Source organism: Streptomyces blattellae (genome assembly GCF_009709555.1).
Taxonomy (GTDB): domain Bacteria; phylum Actinomycetota; class Actinomycetes; order Streptomycetales; family Streptomycetaceae; genus Streptomyces; species Streptomyces blattellae.
The window spans coordinates 1-21584 of sequence record NZ_WJBG01000151.1 but is presented as its reverse complement, the minus strand read 5'-3'; the positions used below and the strand labels follow the sequence as shown (position 1 = coordinate 21584).

The 21584-nt window shown below is 70.7% G+C and carries 21 protein-coding genes; 15 read left to right on the top strand and 6 right to left on the bottom strand.

Going from position 1 to position 21584, the window contains the following annotated elements:
* The first annotated feature begins 16 nt into the window (after positions 1–16).
* Both GFH49_RS17545 and GFH49_RS17540 read left to right on the top strand, forming a co-directional pair.
* Positions 17–334 carry a hypothetical protein gene (locus GFH49_RS17545; protein ID WP_155056838.1) on the top strand — a complete coding sequence of 106 codons (318 nt, stop codon included), beginning with the start codon at positions 17–19 and terminating at the stop codon, positions 332–334.
* Between the two features lie 61 nt (positions 335–395).
* Complete coding sequence (locus GFH49_RS17540) at positions 396–716, top strand: hypothetical protein (RefSeq protein WP_155056837.1); 321 nt, start codon at positions 396–398, stop codon at positions 714–716.
* A gap of 342 nt (positions 717–1058) precedes the next feature.
* Here GFH49_RS17540 and GFH49_RS17535 read toward each other — a convergent pair whose 3' ends face one another.
* Both GFH49_RS17535 and GFH49_RS17530 read right to left on the bottom strand, forming a co-directional pair.
* Positions 1059–1406, bottom strand: coding sequence for a hypothetical protein (locus GFH49_RS17535; protein ID WP_230396352.1), 348 nt, complete (start codon positions 1404–1406; stop codon positions 1059–1061).
* A gap of 146 nt (positions 1407–1552) precedes the next feature.
* Complete coding sequence (locus tag GFH49_RS17530; RefSeq protein ID WP_155056836.1) at positions 1553–1756, bottom strand: hypothetical protein; 204 nt, start codon at positions 1754–1756, stop codon at positions 1553–1555.
* Between GFH49_RS17530 and GFH49_RS17525 the strand changes: the two genes are divergently transcribed.
* The 12 genes from GFH49_RS17525 (at position 1755) to GFH49_RS17470 (ending at position 15625) form a co-directional block, all read left to right on the top strand.
* A complete protein-coding gene (locus GFH49_RS17525) occupies positions 1755–2939 on the top strand; it encodes a glycosyltransferase family 4 protein (protein ID WP_155056835.1) in 1185 nt (394 codons plus the stop codon). The two genes, GFH49_RS17530 and GFH49_RS17525, sit on opposite strands and share 2 nt — an antisense overlap.
* A gap of 191 nt (positions 2940–3130) precedes the next feature.
* A complete protein-coding gene (locus GFH49_RS17520) occupies positions 3131–4087 on the top strand; it encodes a glycoside hydrolase family 16 protein (RefSeq protein ID WP_230396351.1) in 957 nt (318 codons plus the stop codon).
* 128 nt (positions 4088–4215) lie between these two features.
* Positions 4216–5556 (top strand): O-antigen ligase family protein, encoded by a 1341-nt coding sequence (locus GFH49_RS17515; protein WP_155056834.1) that lies wholly within the window; start codon positions 4216–4218, stop codon positions 5554–5556.
* The gene (gene murJ / locus GFH49_RS17510; protein WP_155056833.1) at positions 5553–7316 is read left to right on the top strand and encodes a murein biosynthesis integral membrane protein MurJ; all 1764 of its coding nucleotides are present in this window, start codon (positions 5553–5555) and stop codon (positions 7314–7316) included. Before GFH49_RS17515 ends, murJ begins: the two co-directional genes overlap by 4 nt.
* Positions 7306–8088: a polysaccharide deacetylase family protein gene (locus tag GFH49_RS17505; protein ID WP_155056832.1), complete on the top strand. Its 783-nt coding sequence runs from the start codon at positions 7306–7308 to the stop codon at positions 8086–8088. The genes murJ and GFH49_RS17505 overlap by 11 nt, the downstream gene beginning before the upstream one ends.
* The gene (locus tag GFH49_RS17500) at positions 8085–9233 is read left to right on the top strand and encodes a glycosyltransferase (RefSeq protein ID WP_155056831.1); all 1149 of its coding nucleotides are present in this window, start codon (positions 8085–8087) and stop codon (positions 9231–9233) included. The genes GFH49_RS17505 and GFH49_RS17500 overlap by 4 nt, the downstream gene beginning before the upstream one ends.
* Positions 9230–9904 (top strand): YveK family protein, encoded by a 675-nt coding sequence (locus GFH49_RS17495; protein WP_155056830.1) that lies wholly within the window; start codon positions 9230–9232, stop codon positions 9902–9904. Before GFH49_RS17500 ends, GFH49_RS17495 begins: the two co-directional genes overlap by 4 nt.
* Positions 9901–11043, top strand: coding sequence for a GNAT family N-acetyltransferase (locus GFH49_RS17490; RefSeq protein ID WP_155056829.1), 1143 nt, complete (start codon positions 9901–9903; stop codon positions 11041–11043). The genes GFH49_RS17495 and GFH49_RS17490 overlap by 4 nt, the downstream gene beginning before the upstream one ends.
* A 270-nt stretch (positions 11044–11313) precedes the next feature.
* Entirely contained in the window at positions 11314–12777 is a 1464-nt protein-coding gene (locus GFH49_RS17485) for a UDP-glucose dehydrogenase family protein (RefSeq protein ID WP_155056828.1), read from the top strand.
* Entirely contained in the window at positions 12770–13699 is a 930-nt protein-coding gene (locus tag GFH49_RS17480; RefSeq protein WP_155056827.1) for an NAD-dependent epimerase/dehydratase family protein, read from the top strand. Before GFH49_RS17485 ends, GFH49_RS17480 begins: the two co-directional genes overlap by 8 nt.
* 176 nt (positions 13700–13875) lie before the next feature.
* A complete protein-coding gene (locus tag GFH49_RS17475) occupies positions 13876–14571 on the top strand; it encodes a sugar transferase (protein ID WP_155056826.1) in 696 nt (231 codons plus the stop codon).
* A complete protein-coding gene (locus GFH49_RS17470) occupies positions 14561–15625 on the top strand; it encodes a glycosyltransferase family 4 protein (protein ID WP_155056825.1) in 1065 nt (354 codons plus the stop codon). Before GFH49_RS17475 ends, GFH49_RS17470 begins: the two co-directional genes overlap by 11 nt.
* Before the next feature lie 78 nt (positions 15626–15703).
* On the opposite strand, the gene GFH49_RS17465 is transcribed toward GFH49_RS17470, so the two are convergent.
* A complete protein-coding gene (locus tag GFH49_RS17465; protein ID WP_155056840.1) occupies positions 15704–16738 on the bottom strand; it encodes a glycoside hydrolase family 26 protein in 1035 nt (344 codons plus the stop codon).
* A gap of 163 nt (positions 16739–16901) precedes the next feature.
* Here GFH49_RS17465 and galE point away from each other — a divergent pair, with 163 nt between their 5' ends.
* Entirely contained in the window at positions 16902–17861 is a 960-nt protein-coding gene (galE, locus tag GFH49_RS17460) for a UDP-glucose 4-epimerase GalE (RefSeq protein ID WP_155056824.1), read from the top strand.
* Between the two features lie 258 nt (positions 17862–18119).
* On the opposite strand, the gene GFH49_RS17455 is transcribed toward galE, so the two are convergent.
* The 3 genes from GFH49_RS17455 to GFH49_RS17445 all read right to left on the bottom strand — a co-directional run bounded on the left by GFH49_RS17455 (position 18120) and on the right by GFH49_RS17445 (position 21575).
* Complete coding sequence (locus tag GFH49_RS17455; RefSeq protein WP_230396349.1) at positions 18120–18848, bottom strand: LPXTG cell wall anchor domain-containing protein; 729 nt, start codon at positions 18846–18848, stop codon at positions 18120–18122.
* Positions 18849–19085: 237 nt separating this feature from the next.
* Complete coding sequence (locus GFH49_RS17450) at positions 19086–20594, bottom strand: vWA domain-containing protein (protein ID WP_155056822.1); 1509 nt, start codon at positions 20592–20594, stop codon at positions 19086–19088.
* A 138-nt stretch (positions 20595–20732) separates the two neighbouring features.
* Complete coding sequence (locus GFH49_RS17445) at positions 20733–21575, bottom strand: ABC transporter permease (RefSeq protein WP_155056839.1); 843 nt, start codon at positions 21573–21575, stop codon at positions 20733–20735.
* Positions 21576–21584: the final 9 nt, after the last annotated feature.

Below are 21584 nucleotides of genomic sequence, written 5' to 3'. Positions count from 1 at the left end.
CGGAAAGGCGCAACTCATGCGTAACAAGGTTACGGCCATTTCCGCCCTCGCGGCAGGCATCGTCCTCGCGGCCGGCGGCACCGCCGCGGCCTGCAACTGTACGGAGGTCACAGGCGGCGACGGCTTCTCGACGTCCCCGGTCGTCGTGAACGCCCCGCAGCAAGGCGTCGCCGTCGTCAACGGCACCGCTGTCGACCTCCGCTGCGTCGCCCCGTGGTCGAACGGAGCCGTCCTGGCCGGCGTCCTCGCGCCGAACTCGCACTACGCCGCCTGCAACACGGCTCCGATCGACCAGTCGCAGAACGCCCCGACCAAGGGCGGCCTGCTGTTCTGACCCCTGCTCCGAGCAATTCAGAGCAGGTAAACCCCACACGCAGCCCGGAAAGGCGCAACTCATGCGTAACAAGGTTACGGCCATTTCCGCCCTCGCGGCAGGCATCGTTCTCGCGGCCGGCGGTACCGCTGTTGCTGACGGCGACACCACCACGGTGACCGGCGGCAATGGCTTCTCGACTTCCCCCGTCGTCGTGAACGAGCCGCAGCAGGGTATTGCCGTCGTCAACGGCGCCCTGGTCGACGGTCGGTGCATCGCCCCGTGGTCCAACGGAGCCGTCCTCGGTGTGATCCTCGCGCCGAACTCGCACTACGCCGCCTGCAACACGGCCCCGATCAACCAGTCGCAGAACGCCCCGTACGCGGGTGGCCTGCTGTTCTGAGCAGTTCTTCACCCGAGTGCGGTCCGCCGGAATCCGGTGGACCGCACTCGGCTTTTGTGAGGAAAGACGGATACGTGACGACGAAGAGCTGGTTCTGCGTCAAGACCGTGGGCCCTGTCTGCGTCAGTACGGAGACAGGGCCCACGGTTACGAGAGAACGCCAACAAGGAGGAAAGGGCGCCCATTCACCAGGTGCCACGGAGTTCTGGTGCCCGCGGTCACCCTGAATCGTCCGTTTGGCCCAACGGGCAAAGGGCCCTTGCAGCGCTCATACATGCCGAAGGGCCGACTCCGAGAAGTGCGGAGCCGGCCCGGCGCGCATTGAATCGCCTACTTGGTCGCCTACTTGGTCGTCGACTTGACCGCCGGCTTGACCGAATTCGCCTTGCCGACCGGAAGGTTGTTGAGCAGCTTGCCGTCGAGCGGGTTGGGCAGGGCGCCGCCGAAGACGGGGGTCTTCACCATGCCCTGCTCCTGAACGCCCTGCTTCACACCCTCTGCCGTGCTCTTCACCTTGCCGCCCACCATGCCCGTCGGTGCCTTGGCTGCCGCGGGGAGATTGCGGGCGACCGTCTTCCCGTTGTCGACCAGGCCGTTGCCCGGCTTGTCCGCCGCGACGGCGGGCGCAGTGACGCCGGCGAGGGCGAGGGAGCCGACCACGACGGCAACAGCCTTCAGGTTCTTCATCATGCGCCTTTCTTGGCAAATCTTCCGTAACTCGCGTGCATCACAAGGGCTTCCGCACCTCAGGCGTCGCGAGTGACCCGGTTGCGGTTCTCCCGGGCTAACGAGAGCCGACCCTCCTGGAAACTCTGCCGCCGACAAGTCCCGGCAACTCATACGAGAAGACCCGTTGTGCCGGCCTTGCCCATGGCACCGCCGATTGGGTGGTCCCGTACGAGGAAACGCTCAGAAAGCGTCGCAGTTCCGGGACTGTTGATCGGTTCGAAGATAAATATGGCTAAGCGGCTGACGCCGCTCATCTCATGATCAAACCAAGCCGATTGAACTCTTTTCTTCGGAAAGGCAGCCTCGGTCATGCGTATTTCCCCGGGTCCCGGCCCGTGCCGTGCGAGACCGTCCGTGGTACACGCGCCGCACATCCTGCATGTGACTCAGCCCGTCGAGGGCGGTGTCGCGCGGGCCGTGACCGACTTGGTGGGAGCGCAACTCGCCGCAGGGCTGCGGGTGACCGTGGCCTGCCCGGAGGGCGGCACGCTGACGGAGGGGCTGCGCGCGCTGGACTGCACGATGCTGCGCTGGGACGCCACCCGCTCACCGGGGCACCGACTCCCGGACGAGGTACGGCGATTGACGCGGCTGCTGCGCGAGGTGGGACCGGACCTGGTGCACGCGCACGGCGCGAAGGCAGGGGTCGCGGCCCGGCTCGCGGTGCACGGCCGTATGCCGACCGTCTTCCAGCCGCACGCCTGGTCGTTCGCGGCTGCGGACGGAGTCGTCGCCCAACTGGCGCTGGGCTGGGAGCGGTTCGGGGCGCGCTCGGCGACGCGGGTGCTGTGCGTCAGCGAGGCGGAGCGGCGTGCCGGGGAGCGGTACGGCATCACCGCACGGTGGCGGGTGATCCCCAACGGGGTCGACACGCACCGGTTCCGGCCGGAGGGGGACCGGGCGCGGTCCGGGCCGGGCCCGCTCGTCGTGTGCGTCGGACGGCTGTGCCGGCAGATGGGGCAGGACGTGCTCCTCGATGCCTGGCCCGAGGTGGTGCGGCGGGTGCCCGGCGCACGGCTGGTGCTGGTCGGCGAGGGTCCGGAGGCGGAGCGGCTGCGCGCCGGTGCGCCCGCGTCGGTGGAGTTCGCGGGCGCGAGCGCCGACACCGCAGCCTGGTACCGGGCCGCCGACGTCGTGGCCTTGCCATCGCGCCGGGAGGGTCTCGGGCTCGCCCCGCTGGAGGCCATGGCGTGCGCGCGGCCGGTTGTCGTCACGAACGTGGACGGAGCGCGAGAGAACCTCCCGCCCGGCCATCTGCCGTCCTGCCTGGTGCCGCCGGAAGACCCCGGCGCGCTGGCCCGGGCGGTGACGGCGCTGCTGCGGGACGAGCCGCTGCGCACCGCGCTGGGCGCGCAGGCCCGCGCGCATGTGCTCGTCGCCCACGATCTGCGGCACGCCGCGGATGCGGTGATCGATGTGTACCGCGAACTGCTCGGCACGGTCACCGCGCCATGCGTCGTACCCAGCCAGAGCAGGGAGTCCGTCAGTCCCTGACGGCGCGGGCCGCGGAAAAGGAGCTCCGGCGTATGAAGAGGGCGAGCCGCGTCGCGGCGTTGACGATGGCCGGGATGGTGTCATTGGCGTGTCACGTAAACGCGACGGCGCCACCCGGGCAGAGCGATCCCGGAAGCGTGGACATCGTCCAGGACACTCTCACTCCGTCAGGCGCCCAGCCCGGAAAGGCCGTGACTGCCACCCTGAAGCTGCGCGCGCCCGAATGCATCACTGTCCGGAAAGTGGGCGTGGCGGTTCGGGACGGACTGGAGAAGCCCCTGGACTACCCCGGCGCGGCCAGGAACGCACGGATCTGCCCCGGCGGTTTCACCTTCACCACCAAGCCGCGCACCTTCCGCGCGGGCACGTACACCCAGTACGCCTATTACGAGGACGAGACCGGTCACCACCCGTTCGAAAAGACCAGGCTCCGGGTCGTCGCAAAGGGCCGGAACGTGGATCCGTCCGTGGGGAAAAAGCTCGTCTGGGTGGAGGACTTCAACTCACCTGTCGTGTGGGGTGCCCGCTGGACCCGCGAGGCCAGTTCGGCCTATGAATACGGAACTCACAATCCCAGGTATTACAAGCTCGACTGGCTGAACCCCGCCAACGTGCGTATCGCCGACGGAAAGGCGGTCTTCACCGCTCGACCCGGTCGGCGGACGTTCGACAACGGCCTGCAGGCCTGGGACACCGGGCTGATCACGACGGAACGTTCCCGGGAGGGATTCCGGCTGCGGCCCGGCCACTACATCGAGGTTCGGGTGAAGCTGCCCACCGCGGTCGGAGCGTGGCCTTCGGTGTGGACCTGGATCGGCGACGGCGGCGAAATCGACGTACTCGAATACCATCCCGATGCCCCGGACCTGCTGGAAATGGTGAACCACGTCCGGGAAGCGGCCAATTACCATGTGATCAGGCCTCCGGGCAAAGGGGACTGGATGCGTGTCGGTGTGCTGCTGGGCACCCGTTCCGCCGACTGGTACGTCGACGGCGCTCTGGTCTACCAGGACGGACACGGAGTGCACCCGAAATGGTCCGCCTATCTGAACGTCAATCTCTCGGTTTCCTCGGGTGCCTACCACCCCGTCCCGCAGACGAAGGACCCGATCACCTTCAGCGCCGACTACGTGCGCGTCTTTCGATGAGACCGATGCTCCATTCGAGGTGTCGGGTGCGCCCGTTCCGACACAGTTGACGAGTTTTCAGATAAATACAGGTGCTGGTTCAGAATCCCACAGGCAGGGAGACCAACCCCCATGACGACCAACCCCACATGACTACGACGCTCGCAGCCGCGTCACCGTGGGCGCCGCCCCTGCCGGCGCTGCGCCGGGCCGCTCCCGTTCTGCCCGTGGTGGCGCTGATCGCCCTGATCGGGCTGCCGCCCGTTTCGGGCGGCGTCACGCCTGCCGACGCCGCCTCCGGGCTGGTCGTGCTCTGGGCCGTCGTACGCACCGCGCGCCAGGCCCGGCGTCCGCTGACACGCAGGGCCGCCGTCGTCCTCGGTTTGCCCGTGATCGGCTTCGCGGTCGCGGCGACGGTCACGCCCAGCGCCGGCGAGGGCCTCATGGGACTGGCCCGCAGCGTCCAGGTTTTCGTGCTCGTCCCGGTCGCCGTGCTGCTGTTGCTGCGCGACCGCCGTGATGTGCGCCTGGTGGCCTGGTCGGTGATCGGTCTCGCGGTGTGGCAGGGCGCGGTCGGGGTGCACCAGTACCTGACCGGTACGGGCGCCTCGTACGACGGTGAATTCGTGCGGGCGGTGGGCACGTTCGGGCCGACCGAAGTGATGGGGATGGCGACGGTCGTCGCGTCGGGGATCGTGGCCGCCACGGGTCTCGCGCTCGAAGCCCCGGCACAGCGGCAACGGGCCTTGGCCACGGTGTGTGCGCTGATGCTCGTCGTTCCCCTCATCATGTCCTTCAGCCGGGGTGCCTGGATCGCCACGGCCGCGGCCTGTGGGGCGCAGCTGCTGCTGGCCGGGGTGCGGCGGGCGGTGAAGGTGTTCGTGGCGGCGGCCTCGGCCGGTGTGGTGATGGTCGGCGGGTTCGGCGTGGGCACGTCGATGCTGCAGGAGCGGCTGGACAGCATCACCCAGGTCGCCGCCGCTCCGGACCAGTCGGTCCTCGACCGGTACGCACTGTGGTCGGCCGCGCTCGGCATGTGGAGCGACCAGCCGGTGACCGGTGTGGGGCTGAAGGCCTTCCCCGCGTACCGGGACGGCCATGCCCCGCTCGCGCTGGAGTCGGCAGCCGACACGGACGGCGCCGGCCACGACTTCTACCGGCAGCCCTTCCTCTCCCCGCACAACATGTACCTGACGGTCCTCAGCGAGCAGGGCCTCATCGGTGTGGTGACGGTGGCGGGCAGCTGGCTGGCCCTGATGGTGTGCGGGCTGCGCAGACTGCTGCGCACCCGTACGGCACGGCACGACCGGGACTGCGCGCTCATCTGCTGCGGTCTGCTGCTGTGGCAACTCGTGGACTTCACGTACGCCGACACCGGCGGAGGCTCCGCCACCCTGGTGGCCCTCGACTTCGGGCTCGCGGCCTGGTGGGCGCTGGGCGGCGGCGCGGCGCCGGCCACGACCGCGGCGCCGGAAGAGGGTGCGCGATGAGACCGACGCCGCCGACGCACGGCACGAGCGGGAACACGGCGGTCACTCCGGTCACTCCGCTGATTTCGGACGACGCGGCGCCGGACGGTTCCGCTCCGGTCGGGCTTCCCGCTGCCGGGCAGGACCACCCCCCGGGGAGGAGCCGGGCCACCGCCCGTGCCGCGGACACGGCGACCGCATCCACCCCCTCGGGCCGCTTCCTCGCGAAGGCGACCCTGCTCACCACCGCGCTGTCCATGCTCGGTTCGCTGCTCGGGCTGGCCAGGGACCAGTCACTGGCCCACTTCTTCGGGGCGAGCGGGGAGACCGACGCCCTGCTGGTGGCCTGGACCCTGCCCGAGCTGGCCGGGTCCTTGCTGATCGAGGACGGCATGGTGATCGTGCTGGTACCCGCGTTCAGCGTGGCGCTGGCCCGGCGGGCGCGCGGCATCAGCTCGCCCGACCCGGTGCGCGCGCTGATCGCCGCGTCGTTGCCACGGCTAAGCCTCGCCTTCGCCGGCCTGGCCGCGGTGTTCATCGCCGCGGCGCCGCTGCTGGTCTCCGTCCTCGCGCCCGGCCTGCCCGATCCGTCCCTCGCCGTCGACTGCACCCGCATGACGGCGACCTGCGTGCTGACCTTCGGACTGGCCGGGTACTGCAGCGCGGCACTGCGAGCGCACCGCTCGTACCTCGCCCCCGCGACGATCTCCCTCGCGTCCAACTCCGCGATCATCGTCACGATGTTCGCCCTCGGCGGGCGCTGGGGCGTGCGGTCCGCCGCATTCGGCGTCGCACTCGGCGGGTGCCTCATGGTCACCGTCCAAGGGGTCGCCCTGTGGCGCAGGCTCTCCGACGGGCCCCGGCAGCCTTCGTCCGCGGAGGCCGAGGAGGACGGCCGGCCACTCACGATCGCCCTCGTCGGCGCGGTTCTCCTCTTCGCGTTGTGCCGCCACTCGCAGGTCCTCGTCGAGCGCTACTTCGCCTCCGGGCTGCCCAGCGGTTCCATCTCACACCTCAACTACGCCCAGAAGGTCGGGCAGTACCCGATGCTGCTGGCGCTGACGCTGGCGATCGTGACCTACCCCGTGGTGGCACAGGCCATCGCCCAGGGGGACCTGCGGCGGGCCCGGGAGCGCATCGAGCAGGACCTGGTCCTGGTGGCCTCCGTCGCGTTGACGGGCGCCGCCGCGATCGTGGCCTGTGCGCCGCAGATCGTCCAACTCCTCTTCGAGCGTGGCGCTTTCACCGCTGAGGACACCGCGGCGACCGCCGGCATCCTGCGGGTCTACACGCTCGGACTGCTCGGCCAGGCGCTGGTGGGGACGCTGCTGCGGTCGTACTTCTCGGCGGGGCGTGCCACGTGGTACCCGGCGGGGGCGATGGCCGTGGGCCTGGTCACCACCGCCGGTATCGACGCCTGGAGCGCGGGCCACTGGGACGCGCGCGGCATCGCCCTCGGCAACGCGGCCGGTATCACCCTCACCGGGCTGATCCTGCTGCACGGGCTGCGCTCGCACAGCGTGCCCGTGCGCGTGCGCAAGCTCGTCGGCGAACTGGCCAAGGCACCCGTCGCCGCCGCGTGCGCAGCCGGAGCGGGATTCGTCTGCGCACGGGCGTTCACCTCGCCGGCGGGCGCGGTCGCCGCGGGCGGCGTGAGTGTGACCGTCGTCTTCCTGCTGCTGGCGTGGGTCCTCGATGTGGCGGATGCCCGGTCCCTGACGCGTGTCGCCGCACTCGCCGTCCGCCGCTTCCTCACCCGAAAGGCACGCCATGGTCGTTGACGGCTCCGCATCCCGCGACGCGCTCGCGCCGACGGCACGAGGACGTACCCGGCGCGGCCCCAGCGCCTGGGTGGCCATGTACCACTCCGTCTCCGACTGCCCGGAGGACCCGCACCACATCACCGTCTCCCCCGACCGCCTCGACCGCCAGCTCGCCTGGCTGTGCGGCCGCGGCCTGCGCGGGGTGAGCATGCGGGAGCTGCTGGCGGCGCGTGCCCGGGGGGAGGAACGCGGCCTGGTCGGGCTCACCTTCGACGACGGGTACGCCGACTTCCTCACCACCGCGCTGCCCGTGCTGCGCCGCTGGCGGTGCAGCGCCACCGTGTTCCTGGTGGCCGGGCGGCTCGGCGGCGGGAACGACTGGGAGTCGTACGGACCGTGCAAGCCGCTGCTCGACGCGGACGGCGTCCGCCGGGTCGCGGCCGCCGGCATGGAGATCGCCTCGCACGGACTCACCCACACCGACCTCATCGCTCTCCCGGACGACCGCCTGCACGCCGAGGTCCACGACAGCCGCGCCCTCCTCGCCCAGATCACCGGCGGTGACGTCGAGGGCTTCTGCTACCCGTACGGCACGATCGACGCGCGCGTGCGAGCCGCCGTGCGCGGCGCGGGCTACCGGTACGCCTGCGCCATCGCCCCCGACCGCGACACCGCCGGCGACCTCGCGCTGCCCCGCGTCAACATCCGGCAGGCGGACACCGCGGTGCATCTGGAACTGAAACGACGGCTGGCCCGTGTCTGGGGCCGTGCATTGGAGACCCGCGCATGAGAGTGCTGCACATCATCACCGCCCTCCGGGCCGGAGGCGCCGAGCAGCAGTTGCGCCAGCTCCTGCGCCATCTGCCGCCGGAGGTGGAGTGCGACGTGGTCACGCTGACCCGGCCCGGCCTGGTGGCCGACGGGCTGCGGGCCGACGGCATCCGCGTCGACCACCTCGGCATGGGCGGCAACCGCGATCTGCGCGCCCTGCCCCGTCTCGTCCGGCTGATCCGGACCGGCGGCTACGACATCGTGCACACCCACCTGTACCGGGCGTGTCTCTACGGGCGGATCGCCGCGCGCCTGGCGGGGGTGCGGGCGGTGGTGGCCAGCGAACACAGCCTGTCCGGTACGGAGTTGGAGGGCCGGCGGCGGACCGCCGGCGTCCGCGCGCTGTACCTGCTCGGCGAGCGCCTCGGCCGCGTCACGATCGCCGTGTCGCCGACGGGGGCCGAGGACCTTCAGGCCTGGGGGGTGCCCAGGTCACGCATCCGCGTCATCCCGGTCGGCTTCGACCCGGCCCTGTTCCGGTTCGACGAGGTGCGCCGCAAGCAGGCCCGGATCCACTACGGGCTGCCGGAGGACGCGTACGTCGTCGGCGGCGTCGGCCGGCTGATTCCCGGCAAGCACTTCGAGGTGCTCGTGGGCGCGCTGGTGCGGCAGCCCGCCGACGTACGGCTGCTGCTGGTCGGTGACGGTCCCGAGCAGGCGGCGTTGTGGCACACCGCCCGGGAACTGGGGGTCGCGGACCGGGTGGTGCTGACGGGCGAGCGGCCTTACGTACCGGACGCCGGGGACGACGCGCCCGGCATGCCCGATCTGATGTCCGCGATGGACGTGCTGGCCGCCCCGTCGACCTCCGAGACGTACGGCATGGCCGTGGTGGAGGCGCTCGCGACCGGACTCCCCGTGCTGTACACGGCCGGACCGGCCGTGTCGGACCTGCCCCCCGACGCGGTACCGACCGCCCGGCACGTCCCGTGCGATGCCGAGGAGTACGCGCGGGAGGTGCTGCGGCTGTACGCGGCGCGTCCCGGGGAGCGGGCCGTCCCGGATGTCGTACAGCGCAACAGCATCCAGAACATCGCCCGGCAGACGGTGGATCTGTACGCGGCGGTGCTCTCCGACGCACCCCTGGAAGTGAGGCCCCGATGACGACCGACACCTCCCCCCAGCCCGTACGACGTGCCCTGCGGGCTCTCGTGCGCGCCGCGCGGCTGCCCGCGCGGTGGCTGCTGCCGGCCGGCGTGCTGCTCGGCGCCGCGGCCGGTGGCCTGTACGGCGCGGTGCAGACCCCGCAGTACACGGCCACCGGCTATGTCATGGCCGTACCGGCGAAGAAGCAGTTCGTCGACTCCCAGGCGGCGTTGGGCTTCGCGCAGGCGTACGGTCGCGTCGCCACGCAGCTCGCGGTGCTCGGGTACGCGCAGATGTGGGCCGACGTTCCGGTGGCGACCCTGCGCAAGAACGTACGGTCCGAGACCTCGCCCGATGCCCCGATGGTCTCGATCTCGGCGACCTCCACGCGCCCCGCCCAGGCCGCCGACATGGCCAACGCCGTGACCCGCTCGCTGACCGAGCATGCCGGCCACGCCGCCGGCAGCACCGGCATCAAGCTGGTCAGCTTCTCCCGCGCGTTGAAGCCCGCCCAGCCGTCGTCCGCGTCGCCCGCCCTGACCACGCTCGTGGGCGCCGGCGCGGGATGCCTCATGGGCGGACTGGCGCTGCTGGTCCGGCCGCGGCAGAGCACGGATGCCGGCGATGCGGCGCACGCGTCCGTACCGGCTCCGGCCCACGCCGGTGATGCGCAGGAGCAGCTCGGATGAGCGCGTCCGGCGGCCCGCTGTCGGTGGAGCTGTGCACCGACGAGCGCGTGTTCGCCGGGCTGGCCGAGGAGTGGACGCGCCTGCACGGCGCGTGTCCGGCGGCGACGCCGTTCCAGAGCTACGCCTGGGTGCATTCGTGGTGGCTGTCGTACGGCACGCCGGGCAGGCTCCGGCTCGTGCTGGTGCGCAGGCGCGGCACGTTGGTGGCCGCCGCGCCGCTCATGCGCGTGCACCACCCGCTGCCCGCGCTGGTGCCGATCGGCGGCGCGATCACCGACTTCTGCGATGTGCTCCTCGACGAGGAGGCGGCCGTAGAGGGCGCCGTGGCGCTGGCGGACGTCCTGCACGACGAGGCCCGCGGCGCGCTGATCGACTTCCGCGAGGTGCGGCCGGGCGCCGCGGTGGAGCGGATCTACCACTGCTGGCGCGGCCCGCGCCGCCGGTTGCGCGACTCCGAGTGCCTGGAACTCCCCGCCGCTCCCATGAACGATCTGCTCGGGCGGCTGCCGAAGACACGCTCCCAGCGGATCCGCAACAAGCTGAACAAGCTCGCCAGGCTCGGCGTCGAGTCTCGTGTCGTGGACCTGGAGGAGACGGCGGCGGCGTTGCGGCGCATGCTGGAGCTGCATCAACTGCAGTGGCAGGACAGGGGCGTGACGCCGGAGCATCTGCGGCCGCGCTTTCTCGACCACCTCGTCCGGTCGACCGTGCCCATGGCCCGGTCCGGTGAGGCGCTGGTGCGGGAGTACCGGCTTCAGGACGAGGTCGTGGCCGTCGATCTGACGCTGCTGTCCCGTCAGTTGGCGGGGGTCTATCTCTACGGCGTCCATCCGACGCTGCGGGAGCGCAAGGCAGACGTGGCGACGATGGTGGTGCGCGCGTCGGCCGAATACCTCGCGCCCCGCGAGCACCGGGTGCTGAGTCTGCTGCGCGGCAACGAGCCGTACAAATACCGCTGGCACCCCGAGTCGGTCGTCAACCAGCGTCTGCTGCTGGCCCGTCGCCGCACCGCACCGCTGCTGGCGGCAGCCGCCGGCGAGGCCGCCGCGCGCGGCCGGGCCAAGGTGATCCTGCGCAGTCGGGCGGGGTCCAAAGGCGGCGCCGGCAACGAGAACCACCGTGGCGCCGACGGAACATGACGGGCCGTCGAATCCCTGACAACAGGTGAGAACTCACAGCGGCTGAGCACTTACAACAGCTGAGCATTTCGTGGCAGGCCGTCCGGGCGTGGGCCGGACGGCCTTTTGGATGACAATATGCGTCGACGCCGCATCAATCCACCTTGACGGAGTCCACTTCCGTGTATATATGAATTTGCCGCCCGCCCCGAAATTTCCTGACGAAGACAGCGGCGGTCACTTCAATGCCGGTCATCCCAGCAGAGATCAGGAAATGGAGCATCCCTCAAGATGTCCGCTGACACTCAACGCCCCCGGCTCTCGTTCATCGGCACCGGATATCTCGGCGCGACCTACGCCGCCTGTTTCGCCGACCTCGGATACGACGTGGTCGGCTACGACAACGACATCGCGAAGGCCGCGCGGCTCGCCTCGGGCGTCCTACCGTTCCATGAACCGGGACTGGATACGCTGCTCCGCCGCAATCTCGGGGCCGGCCGCCTCTCCTTCACTTCCGACATCGACGAGACAGCCCGCTTCGCGGACATCCACTTCATCTGCGTCGGCACGCCCCAAAGACCCGACGGCCTCGGAGCCGACCTCGGCCACGTCGAGACCGCGGTGACCGCACTCGCCCGCAGTCTGCGCCGGGACGCGCTCATCGTCGGCAAGTCGACGGTCCCCGTGGGCACCGCCGGACACGTCGAGCGACTGGCCCGGGAACACGCCCCCGCCGGCCTCGCGGTCGACGTGTCCTGGAGCCCCGAGTTCCTGCAGGAGGGACGTGCCGTCGAGGACGTCCTGCGCCCCAGCCGGATCGTGTTCGGCCTGCGCGACGAGAGCGCGCTGGCGCGACTGCACGCCGCCCATGAGGGCCTCTACCGGCTCGCCGAGCACGAGGGGCGTGAACTGCCGCTGCTCATCACGGACTTCGCCACCGCCGAGCTGGTGAAGGTCGCGGCCAACTCCTTCCTCGCCACCAAGATCTCCTTCATCAACGCCATGGCCGAGGTGTGCGAGACGGCAGGTGCCGACGTCACCGAACTCGCCGAGGCCCTGGGCCACGACCCGCGTATCGGCCCGGCCTTCCTGCGCGCCGGTGTGGGGTTCGGCGGCGGCTGCCTGGGCAAGGACATCAGGGCCTTCCAGCACCGGGCGAGCGAACTCGGCGCCGAGGGCGCACCGCGCCTGCTGCACGAGGTCGACATGATCAACCAGCGCAGCCGGGCCAGGACCGTCGAACTCGCCGCCACCATGCTCGGCTCCACCCCCGGCGACCCGCACCCCGATCTGACCGGCCGCACCGTCGCCGTACTCGGCGCCACCTTCAAGCCGGACTCCGACGACGTCCGCGACTCGCCCGCCCTCGCCGTGGCCTCGGCACTCCGCACGGCCGGTGCGCGGGTGCGCGTCTACGACCCCATGGGCATGGACAACGCCAGGCACGCCGAACCCCTGCTCGACTACGCGGAGGACCTTGAGGCCGCCGTGGCCAGGGCCGACCTGGTCTGCGTCCTCACGGAGTGGGCCGAGTTCCGGGAGGCGGACCCCGCCGTCCTGGGCAAGGTCGTCTCCGTCCCCCGGGTGCTCGACGGGCGCAACTGCCTCGACCCCGCCGCCTGGCGGCAGGCCGGCTGGACCTACCGGGCGATCGGCCGCGGCATCGCACACCGCCGGCGCACCGGCACCGTCCACGCGCCCGCCGGCGAGCCCCGTCTGGAGTCCGCCCACCACGAGGAGATGGCCCATGTCTGACGATCGCGACGGCCTCACCCTCGTCACCGGGGGCGCCGGCTTCATCGGCAGCCACCTGATCCGGAAGCTCCTGGCCAAGGCGCCCGGCACCCGTATCGTCTCCGTCGACAACTACTTCACCGGCAGCCGCGACAACCACGTCCAGGACGACCGGGTCCGGTACCTGGAAGGCTGCACCGCCGACATCGCCAAGATCTGGGCCGCACACGGCCTGGGCCGTATCGGCACGGTCCACCACCTCGGCGAGTACTCCCGTATCCCCCAGTCCTTCGACGAGCCCGACCGGGTGTGGGAGTTCAACCTGCTCGGCACCAAGGAAGTGGTGTCGCTGTGCCAGGAGCACGAGGCCCGCCTGGTCTACGCGGGCTCCAGCTCCAAGTTCGGCAACGACGGCCGTGACGAGCACCTCAACCCGTATGCCTGGACCAAGGCGAAGAACGTCGAGTACCTGCGCAACTACGGCGACTGGTTCGGGCTCGACTACGTCATCACGTACTTCTACAACGTCTATGGTCCCGGCCAGATCTCGACCGGCACCTACGCCACGGTGATCGGCATCTTCGAGGAGCAGTACCGCCTCGGACGCCCGCTCACCGTGGTCGAACCCGGCACGCAGAGCAGGGACTTCACGCACGTCGACGACATCGTCGAGGGCATCCTCATCTGCGCCGCCAAGGGGTCAGGCGACGGATACCTGCTGGGCCGGGGCGAGGAGCACCGGGTGATCGACGTGGCCCGGATGTTCGACGCGCCGGTCGAGTTCGTGCCCGCCCGCCGGGGCGAACGGACCCGGGGCCGGGCCGACAATTCCCGGGCCAAAGCGCTGGGTTGGGAACCCAGGGTCGCCCTGCGCGACTACATCGCGGAGTTCCGCGCGGGTGCGGGCACGCATACCGGGGTGACCGAACTCGCCTCCGTGTGACGCCGATCGTGCGCTGCGGCCGCGGATCGCGGACGGCACATTCCTCCCGGTCCGCGGCTGTGCCGTGCCCTGACCTGCCCCGCCTTGCTCTGCCCCGCCTTGCCCTGCCCCGCCTTGCCCTGACCTGCCCGCCTTGACAGACGCAACCTTTCTTCTATTTCGGGAGGAGTAGTGCCTTGGAAGGAGTAGCCCCCGTACTGAACGGGGTGGACAACCCGGCGGCGACGCCGCAGCCGACGCTCATCCGCGCGCTTCGTCCGCGCTGCGCCGGCTCCCGCGCCAAGCGCATGCTCGACATCGTGCTCTCCGCGGTTCTGCTGATCGTCTTTCTGCCCCTCATGATGGTCGTCGGCCTCGCCGTGGCCGTGAGCAGTGCCGGACCCGTCGTCTTCCGGCAGACCCGGGTCGGCCTCGGCGAACGGCCGTTCACCATGCTGAAGTTCCGCACCATGCGCCACAACGCGTCCGTGGGCCTGGTGGACCTGCTGCAGGCGGACGGCCACAAGCTGTCCCTGCGCACCAAGCCGCGGCACGATCCCCGGATCACGGTGGTCGGCCGCTTCCTGCGCAAGGGCTCGCTGGACGAACTCCCCCAGCTGGTCAACGTGCTGCGCGGCGACATGTCGCTGGTGGGACCGCGCCCCTGCGAACGCGTCGAGCACACGACACTGAGCCCGGAAGACCAGGTCAAGCGGGTGTCCGTCAAACCGGGGATGACCGGACTGTGGCAGGTCTCGGGCCGCTCGACCATCACGGCCGAGAACGCGATCCGGCTCGACCTGGAGTACGTCGACAACTGGCGCCTGCGGCTGGACCTGCTGATCCTCCTGCGCACGCTGCCCGCCGTCCTCAGGACGCGCCATGCGTGGTGACCCGGGGGCGACGCCGCGGGAGGACGGGCGGCCGGCCGTCCTGCACGTCGCGGAGGCATGGCAGGGCGGTGTCCAGGCGATCGTCCACGACTACGCACGGGCCGTTCCGGAGGCGCGGCACCTCCTGCTGAAGGGTGACCGGGAGGGCTACCAGGTCGCCGACGAGGAGACGGTCTTCGACGGGGTCTGGCGGATGCCGCCCGGCCACCTGGCACGGGTCCGCGAGGTGGGGCGGCTGTTCCGGGAACTGCGGCCGGACGTGGTCCACGCCCACTCCTCGATGGCCGGAGGGTATGTGCGCCTCGCCGTCTCCGTGCCGACGCGCCGCATCGTCTACACCCCGCACGGCTTCGCGATGGAGCGCAGCGACCTGTCCTGGTACGCCTCGGCGGCGGTGTGGGCGGCCGAGTGCCTGCTGTCCCGGCGTACCGGTGTCGCGGCGGGCTCCAGCCCGCGGGAGACCGAACTGGCCCTGCTGCTGCGCAGGCGGCAGCGAACCGTCTACGTGCCCAATGTGGTGCGCCCCCGGTCGGCCCCGGACACGGGCGACGGTGATCTGCCGCCGCTGACCGTCGCCGCGGTCGGCAGACTGTGCACCCAGAAGGACCCCGCGTTCTTCGCCGAAGCGGCGGCCGAGGGCAGACGGCTGATGCCGTCGAGCAACTGGTTCTGGCTCGGCGGCGGGGAACCCGCCCACCGGGAGCGACTGGAACGGGCCGGCGTCACGGTCACCGGGTGGCTGGACCACCACGACCTGCAACGACTGCTCGCCCAGGCCGACGTGTACGCGCACACCGCGCTGTGGGAGGGAGCGCCGATGACCCTCCTGGAAGCGGTGGGGCTGGGGCGGCCCGTGGTGGCACGGCGCATCCCGGCACTGGAGTCCCTGGGCCTGCCCGGCCTGGTCGACACACCCGGAGCGCTGGCCGCCAGGGCCGTCGCCCTGCTGACGGACGGTCCCGGCGAGGGTGCCGAGAGGAGGATGGCCGAGCTGGTCTCCCAGCACAGTCCGGAGCGGCAGCGGACGATGTTGCGGCACGTGTACGGCCATTGACGGACTCCCCGGGCCGGGCGCCCGGGGGCCGGTCCGTTCGCGTTCGGGGCCTGCGCCACAGCGGTGGCGCGGGCCCCGTCATTCGTCCGGCGAGTACGAGGCGTCCGGCACCGGAGGGCGTGGCGAGCCCTGCCTCGGGCCGGCCTGCGAGGACAGCCACACGCGGAACAGCGCGGCAGAATAGGGGTGGCCGGGGCACTGCCACATACCGTGCGGGCATTTGTCGAACAACGTGCCGTAGAGCGGTTTGTGCTGGTCCATCCACGCGAGCATCCGCAGCGTGTACGTCGCATTGTCACCACTGCGGTACAGGCCCCACTCGGGATACGAGATCTCCTTCCCGTGGGCCTTCGCGAAATCCACCTGGTGCTGGAGGCCATAGGGCTCCGAGATCTGCTCGTCGAACGGCATCCCCTCCGGCTGGTCGTAGGAGTCCATGCCGATGATGTCCACGACGTTGTCGCCGGGATAGCACGCGGTCCATGGAATATCGTCCATTCCCCGGTTCGGCGTGAAGTCGAATCTGAACTTCTGCCCCGGCACGGACCGCATCGCTCTCACGATCCGCTGCCAATACACCTTCCAGCTCGCCGGATCGGGACCGCAGCGATGCGTGTAGGAGATGCCGTTCATCTCCCAGCCCAGTACGAGAATCGTGTCCGGCACGCCCAGTTCGACCAGCCGGGTCGCCAGGACCTTGAAGTGCTTGTCGAACTCGCCGGCCGCGCCGCGCCGCAGGAGCTGTCTGACCTCGGTGTCGGAGAGCCCCTCCTCGTTGCGCTCCTGCATCGGCACATTGAGCGCGAAAAGCCGGTCGTCCTTGGCCCGGCGCCACTCGGCCCACTTGTCCAGGAATCCGTGGGCCCCCTCGATGTTGCTCCACAGGTCCCCCGGCAGATACGTGCGCGCGACGCGCAGCTCGTAACCGTTCAGCCACGTGCCGAGCTGGTTCATCAACTCCACCGCGGTGGCGCCGTCGTAGTGGACGTACGCCCCGTAGACGGGAGCGCGATGGGCCTTCCCCGGCGGCGAATACCGTGCCTCCACAGGCGGTGGCGAGGTCGACAAGGCGACCGATGCGACGGATGCGGCCGCTGCGGCCGCGATGAACATCAGCCACCGGCGGGCGGCCCGGGGGCGGCGTTCAGGGCCCACACTCACTCCTCACATCCCGCTCCCTTATTACTTGACATTCAGTTACAAATGGACAATATCGTACTGAGTCAGGAGATCAGATCAATAGCGCTTGCTATTGACGGCGAGAGGGAGCGAATTCATGAGCGGCAAGTGTCTGGTCACCGGCGGCGCGGGCTATGTGGGCGGTGTCGTCGCGCAGCACCTGCTGGAGGCCGGTCACGAGGTCACGGTCCTGGACAACCTCTCGACCGGCTTCCGCGAAGGCATCCCGGCCGGCGTCACCTTCATCGAGGGTGACATCAAGGACGCCGCCCGGTGGCTCGATCCGTCGTACGACGTGGTGCTGCACTTCGCCGCGTGCGCGCTGGTCGGCGAGTCGGTCGTGCGGCCGGAGAAGTACTGGGACAACAACGTCGCCGGCAGCATGGCGCTGTTGGAGGCGATGCGCTCGGCGGGCGTCGGCAAGCTCGTCTTCTCCTCCACCGCGGCCACCTACGGCGAGCCCGAGCAGGTCCCGATCGTGGAGACCGCGCCGACCAGGCCGACCAACCCCTACGGCGCCTCGAAGCTCGCCGTCGACCACATGATCACCGGCGAGGCGGCCGCGCACGGCCTGGCCGCGGTCTCGCTGCGCTACTTCAACGTGGCGGGCGCGTACGGCGCCCAGGGCGAGCGGCACAACCCCGAGTCGCACCTCATCCCGCTGGCACTCCAGGTCGCCCAGGGCAGGCGGGACGCCGTCGCCATCCACGGCGACGACTACCCCACGCCCGACGGCACCTGCGTGCGCGACTACATCCACGTCGCCGACCTGGCCGACGCCCACCTGCTGGCCCTGAAGGCCGCGCGCCCCGGCGAGCACCTGATCTGCAACCTCGGCAACGGCAACGGCTTCTCGGTGCGCGAGGTCATCGAGACCGTCCGGGAGGTCACCGGCCATCCGGTCCCCGAGATCGTCGGCCCCCGGCGCGGCGGCGACCCGGCGGTGCTGGTGGCCTCCGCCGAGGCCGCCCGCGACAGGCTCGGCTGGAACCCGTCCCGGGCGGACCTCTCGGACATCGTCGCGGACGCGTGGAAGTTCGCCCAGAACACCGCGTGAGCGCTCCGCTGGTTGCGCGGTTCACTTGCTGCGGGCAGTTCCCGCTCCGCTGCGTCCTCCGGTCCGGAGGACGCAGCGGATGGCAGGGGGCGTCCGGCAACCGGTGCACCAAGCAGGTCCGCCGAAGTTCACTTCGGTTGCGAAGCGCCCCGAAGGGGCGCGGGGAACTGCGCGATCAGCCACGATGGCGCCGCAGACGACCGACGGCACATCGCGGCCCCGCGGCGGAGCCGCACATCGACACAGCCAGCGGAGCGCTTAGCGGTGGGACCCGGCCCGGCCTCGCCGGTACAGGACGGTTCCGGCGGCCAGGAGCGCTCCGCCGGCGGCCGTCGCCGCGATGATGCCCTCAGAGCCGGTCTCGGGCAGCTGCGGGTGGTGCGGCTTCGTCGGCGGCGTCTTCGACGGGGTGGGCGTCGGCTTGTGGGAGGGCGGGGGCGGGGTCGGCTTGTGGGGCGGCGGCGGGGTGGCCGTCTTGGTGGGGGTGGGTCTCGGCGTGGGGTGGTGGCACTCGCAGGTGGGCTTGTCGCTCGGCTCCTCGTGGCCGTAACCGGGCGGCTCTTCCCGACCGTATCCGGACGGCTCCTCATGGCCGTATCCCGGCATCTCTTCGCTGCCGTATCCGGACGGTTCTTCCGGGCCGTAGCCGGACGGGACCTTGCCGCTGTGGCCGGACGGCTGCTCGGAGTGGGATCCGGACGAATCCCCGGTGTCGTATCCGAAGGTGTCGTCTTCGAACCACGGCTCAGGGACCCGCAGGTTGTCCAGCCGGTCGTCCAGGTTGCTCAGTTTGTCCTCCAGGCCGTCCAAACCATCCAGGCCGTCCTCGGTGTCCCACCGAGCCGCATGGCCGGACAATACGGCCGGGGACTGGGCCGCGGTCCCGAGCATGCCGGGTGTCGCGAAGGCCCATGTGCCGTACAGGGACAGGGCGCTTGTCGTGGCGGCGACGGCCACGATCAATCCCTTGCTGAGGGTCTGTCGCACTCTCGTTGTCTTCCTCTCAGGGGCGAAGCCGGCGTCGCTGGTTGATGTGATCTTGTCGACTGCCGGGTTTCGCAGGGTCGTCGCAGGGACCGCGCTGCCGCGCGCTCGCATTCGCCACGACCTGCAGACTGTGAACGAGATGTGGAGGACCGAAGTAACCGATATGCATAAATTTTCAGGCAATTCACCCGATCGCCCGGTCCGGGACGGCCTCGTTGCAGCAGACCGTGCCGGGGGTCAGGGCAGGCGTGCCGCCGCGTCGATCGCGTCGGCGAGTCGTCGTACGTCCTCGCTCTCGGTCCGCTTGGCCAAGTCCTCGGCGTATTCGGCCAGTCCGGTGAGGGTGGGGGCGCCGGGGAGGGTGTCCCCTCCGTCGAGGGCGTCGGCGAAGTAGGCGGCCGTCGCGGTGACTTGGAGGCCGGTGGCGGCGTCCGGCAGGTCGTCCCGGAGGGAGCCGGCCTCCAGTTGGCCGGACTCCTCGTGCGGGGCGCGGGTCTCGGGGTCGAGCCAGCGGACGCTCGCGGTGGCGAGGTGGCCGTCGGCGCCGGGCTCGGTACGGACGGCGTAGAGGGCGGTGACGGTGTGGCCGGGGCCGACCTCGCCGCCGTCGACGCGGTCGTCCCGGAAGTCCTCGTCGGCGACCTGGCGGTTGTCGTAGCCGACCAGGCGGTACTCGGCGACCGTCTCGGGGTCGAAGGCGACCTGGGCCTTGGCGTCGCGGGCGGTGAGGTCGATGTGGAGCGGGAGTTGCCGCATGAAGACCTCGCGGGCCTCCTCCTCGTCGGAGACGTAGACCGTGTGGCCGTCGCCGTTGTCGGCGAGCTGTTCCATCAGGGCGTCGCCGTAGTCGCTGCCCACGCCGACGCCGAAGAGGGTGATGCCGTGCTCGCGGCGTTCGTTCGCGATGCGTTCGAGGATGGCGTCCGCGTCGGTGTCGCCGGTGTTGGCGAGGGCGTCGGAGATGAGGACGACGCGGTTGGTGGCGCCTTCGCGCAGGCCTTCCTCGGCGGTCTCGTAACCGGTCTCGACGCCCGCGCCGAGGTTGGTCGACTCGGTGGGCTCCAGGCTGTCGATGGCGTCGTGGACCTCGCCGCGGTTGCCGTCGAGGCGGGTCATCGGCAGCACCTCCTCGGCCTCGTCGCTGAAGGTGACGATCGCCACCGAGTCGTCGTCGCGCAGCTGGTCCGCCATCACGCCGAGGGAGTCCTTGGCGAGGTCGAGACGGCCGGGCTCGGCCATGGAGCCGGAGATGTCGATGACGAAGGTGAGGGCGGCGGGCGGGCGTTCGTCCTCGTCCTCGGCTGGCCGGGTGGCGAGGCCGACGCGGACCAGGGACCAGTCCTCCATGGCGGTGCGGGCGCCGTCCACGGTCACGGAGAAGCCGTTGCCGTCGGGGCGGTCGTAGTCCTGGCGGAAGCTGTTGACGAATTCCTCCGGGCGGATCGTCGACGGGTCCGGCAGCCGGCCCTCGGCGAGGGTGCGGCGGGCGTAGCCGTAGGAGGCGGTGTCGACGTCGAGGGCGAAGGTGGAGAGGTGGTCGGGGGCCGGGGCGAACTCGCGGGATTCGTCGCTTCCCTCACTGCCGTCGGGCTCCGGCATCGCGGGGGCCGGGAAGCCGGTTTCCCACCCCGAGTCCGAAGCCCTGCTGCTGTCCGAGTCGGCGCCCCCGCTGCAAGCCGTGAGCAGCAGGCCGCTCGCCGCGGTGAGCGTGAGCAGCAGCCGTCGTATGCCGTACCGCTTCGACATTCGTGCCCCCTTCGTCGGTCGACGTCTGTGACTGTGACGGCGAAGGGGGCCGGAACGTGCGTGACGGGGCGTTGCGGATGGGTCTCGAAGCGGGCACGGCGGGCGGCCGTCGAGACCGGTGGGTGATCCTCCGTTGACCTACGACACCACGTCCTTGCGCGCGAAACCGCGGAAGGCCAGCGCGAACAGCACGAGCGCGTACGTTACGGAGACCGCGCAGCCCTGGATCATGCTGGACCACTCGGGGTTCGGCTGGACGGCGTCGGCCCACGCGTAGCTCCAGTGCGCGGGCAGGAAGTTCCGCCAGTCGCCGAGGGCGGTCACCTGATCGAGGACGTTGCCGACGATGGTCAGGCCGACCGCGCCGCCCACCGCCCCGAGCGGTGCGTCCGTCTTGGTGGACAGCCAGAACGCGAGCCCCGCGGTGACCAGTTGGGACACGAAGATGAACGTCACGACCACCACGAGCTGCTGTGCCGCCGTGCCCGCGTCCACCGAGCCGCCGGTCGGGAGCTGCAGCGGGCCCCAGCCGTAGGCGGCGACGCCGACGGCCAGCGCGACCAGCGGCAGCAGGATCATCGCGGCCAGGCTGAGACCGAGGCCGACCACGAGCTTGGACCACAGCAGGCGGGCGCGCGGCACCGGAGCGGCGAGCAGATAGCGCAGGGAGGACCAGCCCGCCTCCGAGGCGACCGTGTCCCCGCAGAACAGGGCGACCGGGACGACCAGCAGGAAGCCCGCGGACACGAACAGGTTCACCGTGGCGAAGTTGGCGGCGGACTGGGTGGCCGTGTCCAGCAGCGTGACCTCGTTGCCGCCGCCGTCCGGCTCGCCGCCGATCGCGAAGGCGATGACGAGCACGAACGGCAGGATGGCGAGGATCGCGAACATGACCAGCGTGCGGCGCCGCTTGAGCTGGCGGAGCAGTTCGACTCGGAACGGCAGGGTACGGCCCGCCCGATAGCCCGACGCCGTCTCCACCGGCGGACC

Excerpts from the sequence above, each read along its gene's own strand:
- murJ (WP_155056833.1), top strand. The coding sequence starts at position 5,553 with ATGAGACCGACGCCGCCGACGCACGGCACGAGCGGGAACACGGCGGTC.
- GFH49_RS17450 (WP_155056822.1), bottom strand. The coding sequence starts at position 20,594 with ATGTCGAAGCGGTACGGCATACGACGGCTGCTGCTCACGCTCACCGCG.
- GFH49_RS17505 (WP_155056832.1), top strand. The coding sequence starts at position 7,306 with ATGGTCGTTGACGGCTCCGCATCCCGCGACGCGCTCGCGCCGACGGCA.
- GFH49_RS17535 (WP_230396352.1), bottom strand. The coding sequence starts at position 1,406 with ATGATGAAGAACCTGAAGGCTGTTGCCGTCGTGGTCGGCTCCCTCGCC.
- GFH49_RS17495 (WP_155056830.1), top strand. The coding sequence starts at position 9,230 with ATGACGACCGACACCTCCCCCCAGCCCGTACGACGTGCCCTGCGGGCT.
- GFH49_RS17515 (WP_155056834.1), top strand. The coding sequence starts at position 4,216 with ATGACTACGACGCTCGCAGCCGCGTCACCGTGGGCGCCGCCCCTGCCG.
- GFH49_RS17465 (WP_155056840.1), bottom strand. The coding sequence starts at position 16,738 with ATGTTCATCGCGGCCGCAGCGGCCGCATCCGTCGCATCGGTCGCCTTG.
- GFH49_RS17525 (WP_155056835.1), top strand. The coding sequence starts at position 1,755 with ATGCGTATTTCCCCGGGTCCCGGCCCGTGCCGTGCGAGACCGTCCGTG.
- GFH49_RS17490 (WP_155056829.1), top strand. The coding sequence starts at position 9,901 with ATGAGCGCGTCCGGCGGCCCGCTGTCGGTGGAGCTGTGCACCGACGAG.
- GFH49_RS17480 (WP_155056827.1), top strand. The coding sequence starts at position 12,770 with ATGTCTGACGATCGCGACGGCCTCACCCTCGTCACCGGGGGCGCCGGC.
- galE (WP_155056824.1), top strand. The coding sequence starts at position 16,902 with ATGAGCGGCAAGTGTCTGGTCACCGGCGGCGCGGGCTATGTGGGCGGT.
- GFH49_RS17540 (WP_155056837.1), top strand. The coding sequence starts at position 396 with ATGCGTAACAAGGTTACGGCCATTTCCGCCCTCGCGGCAGGCATCGTT.
- GFH49_RS17485 (WP_155056828.1), top strand. The coding sequence starts at position 11,314 with ATGTCCGCTGACACTCAACGCCCCCGGCTCTCGTTCATCGGCACCGGA.
- GFH49_RS17500 (WP_155056831.1), top strand. The coding sequence starts at position 8,085 with ATGAGAGTGCTGCACATCATCACCGCCCTCCGGGCCGGAGGCGCCGAG.
- GFH49_RS17545 (WP_155056838.1), top strand. The coding sequence starts at position 17 with ATGCGTAACAAGGTTACGGCCATTTCCGCCCTCGCGGCAGGCATCGTC.
- GFH49_RS17470 (WP_155056825.1), top strand. The coding sequence starts at position 14,561 with ATGCGTGGTGACCCGGGGGCGACGCCGCGGGAGGACGGGCGGCCGGCC.
- GFH49_RS17530 (WP_155056836.1), bottom strand. The coding sequence starts at position 1,756 with ATGACCGAGGCTGCCTTTCCGAAGAAAAGAGTTCAATCGGCTTGGTTT.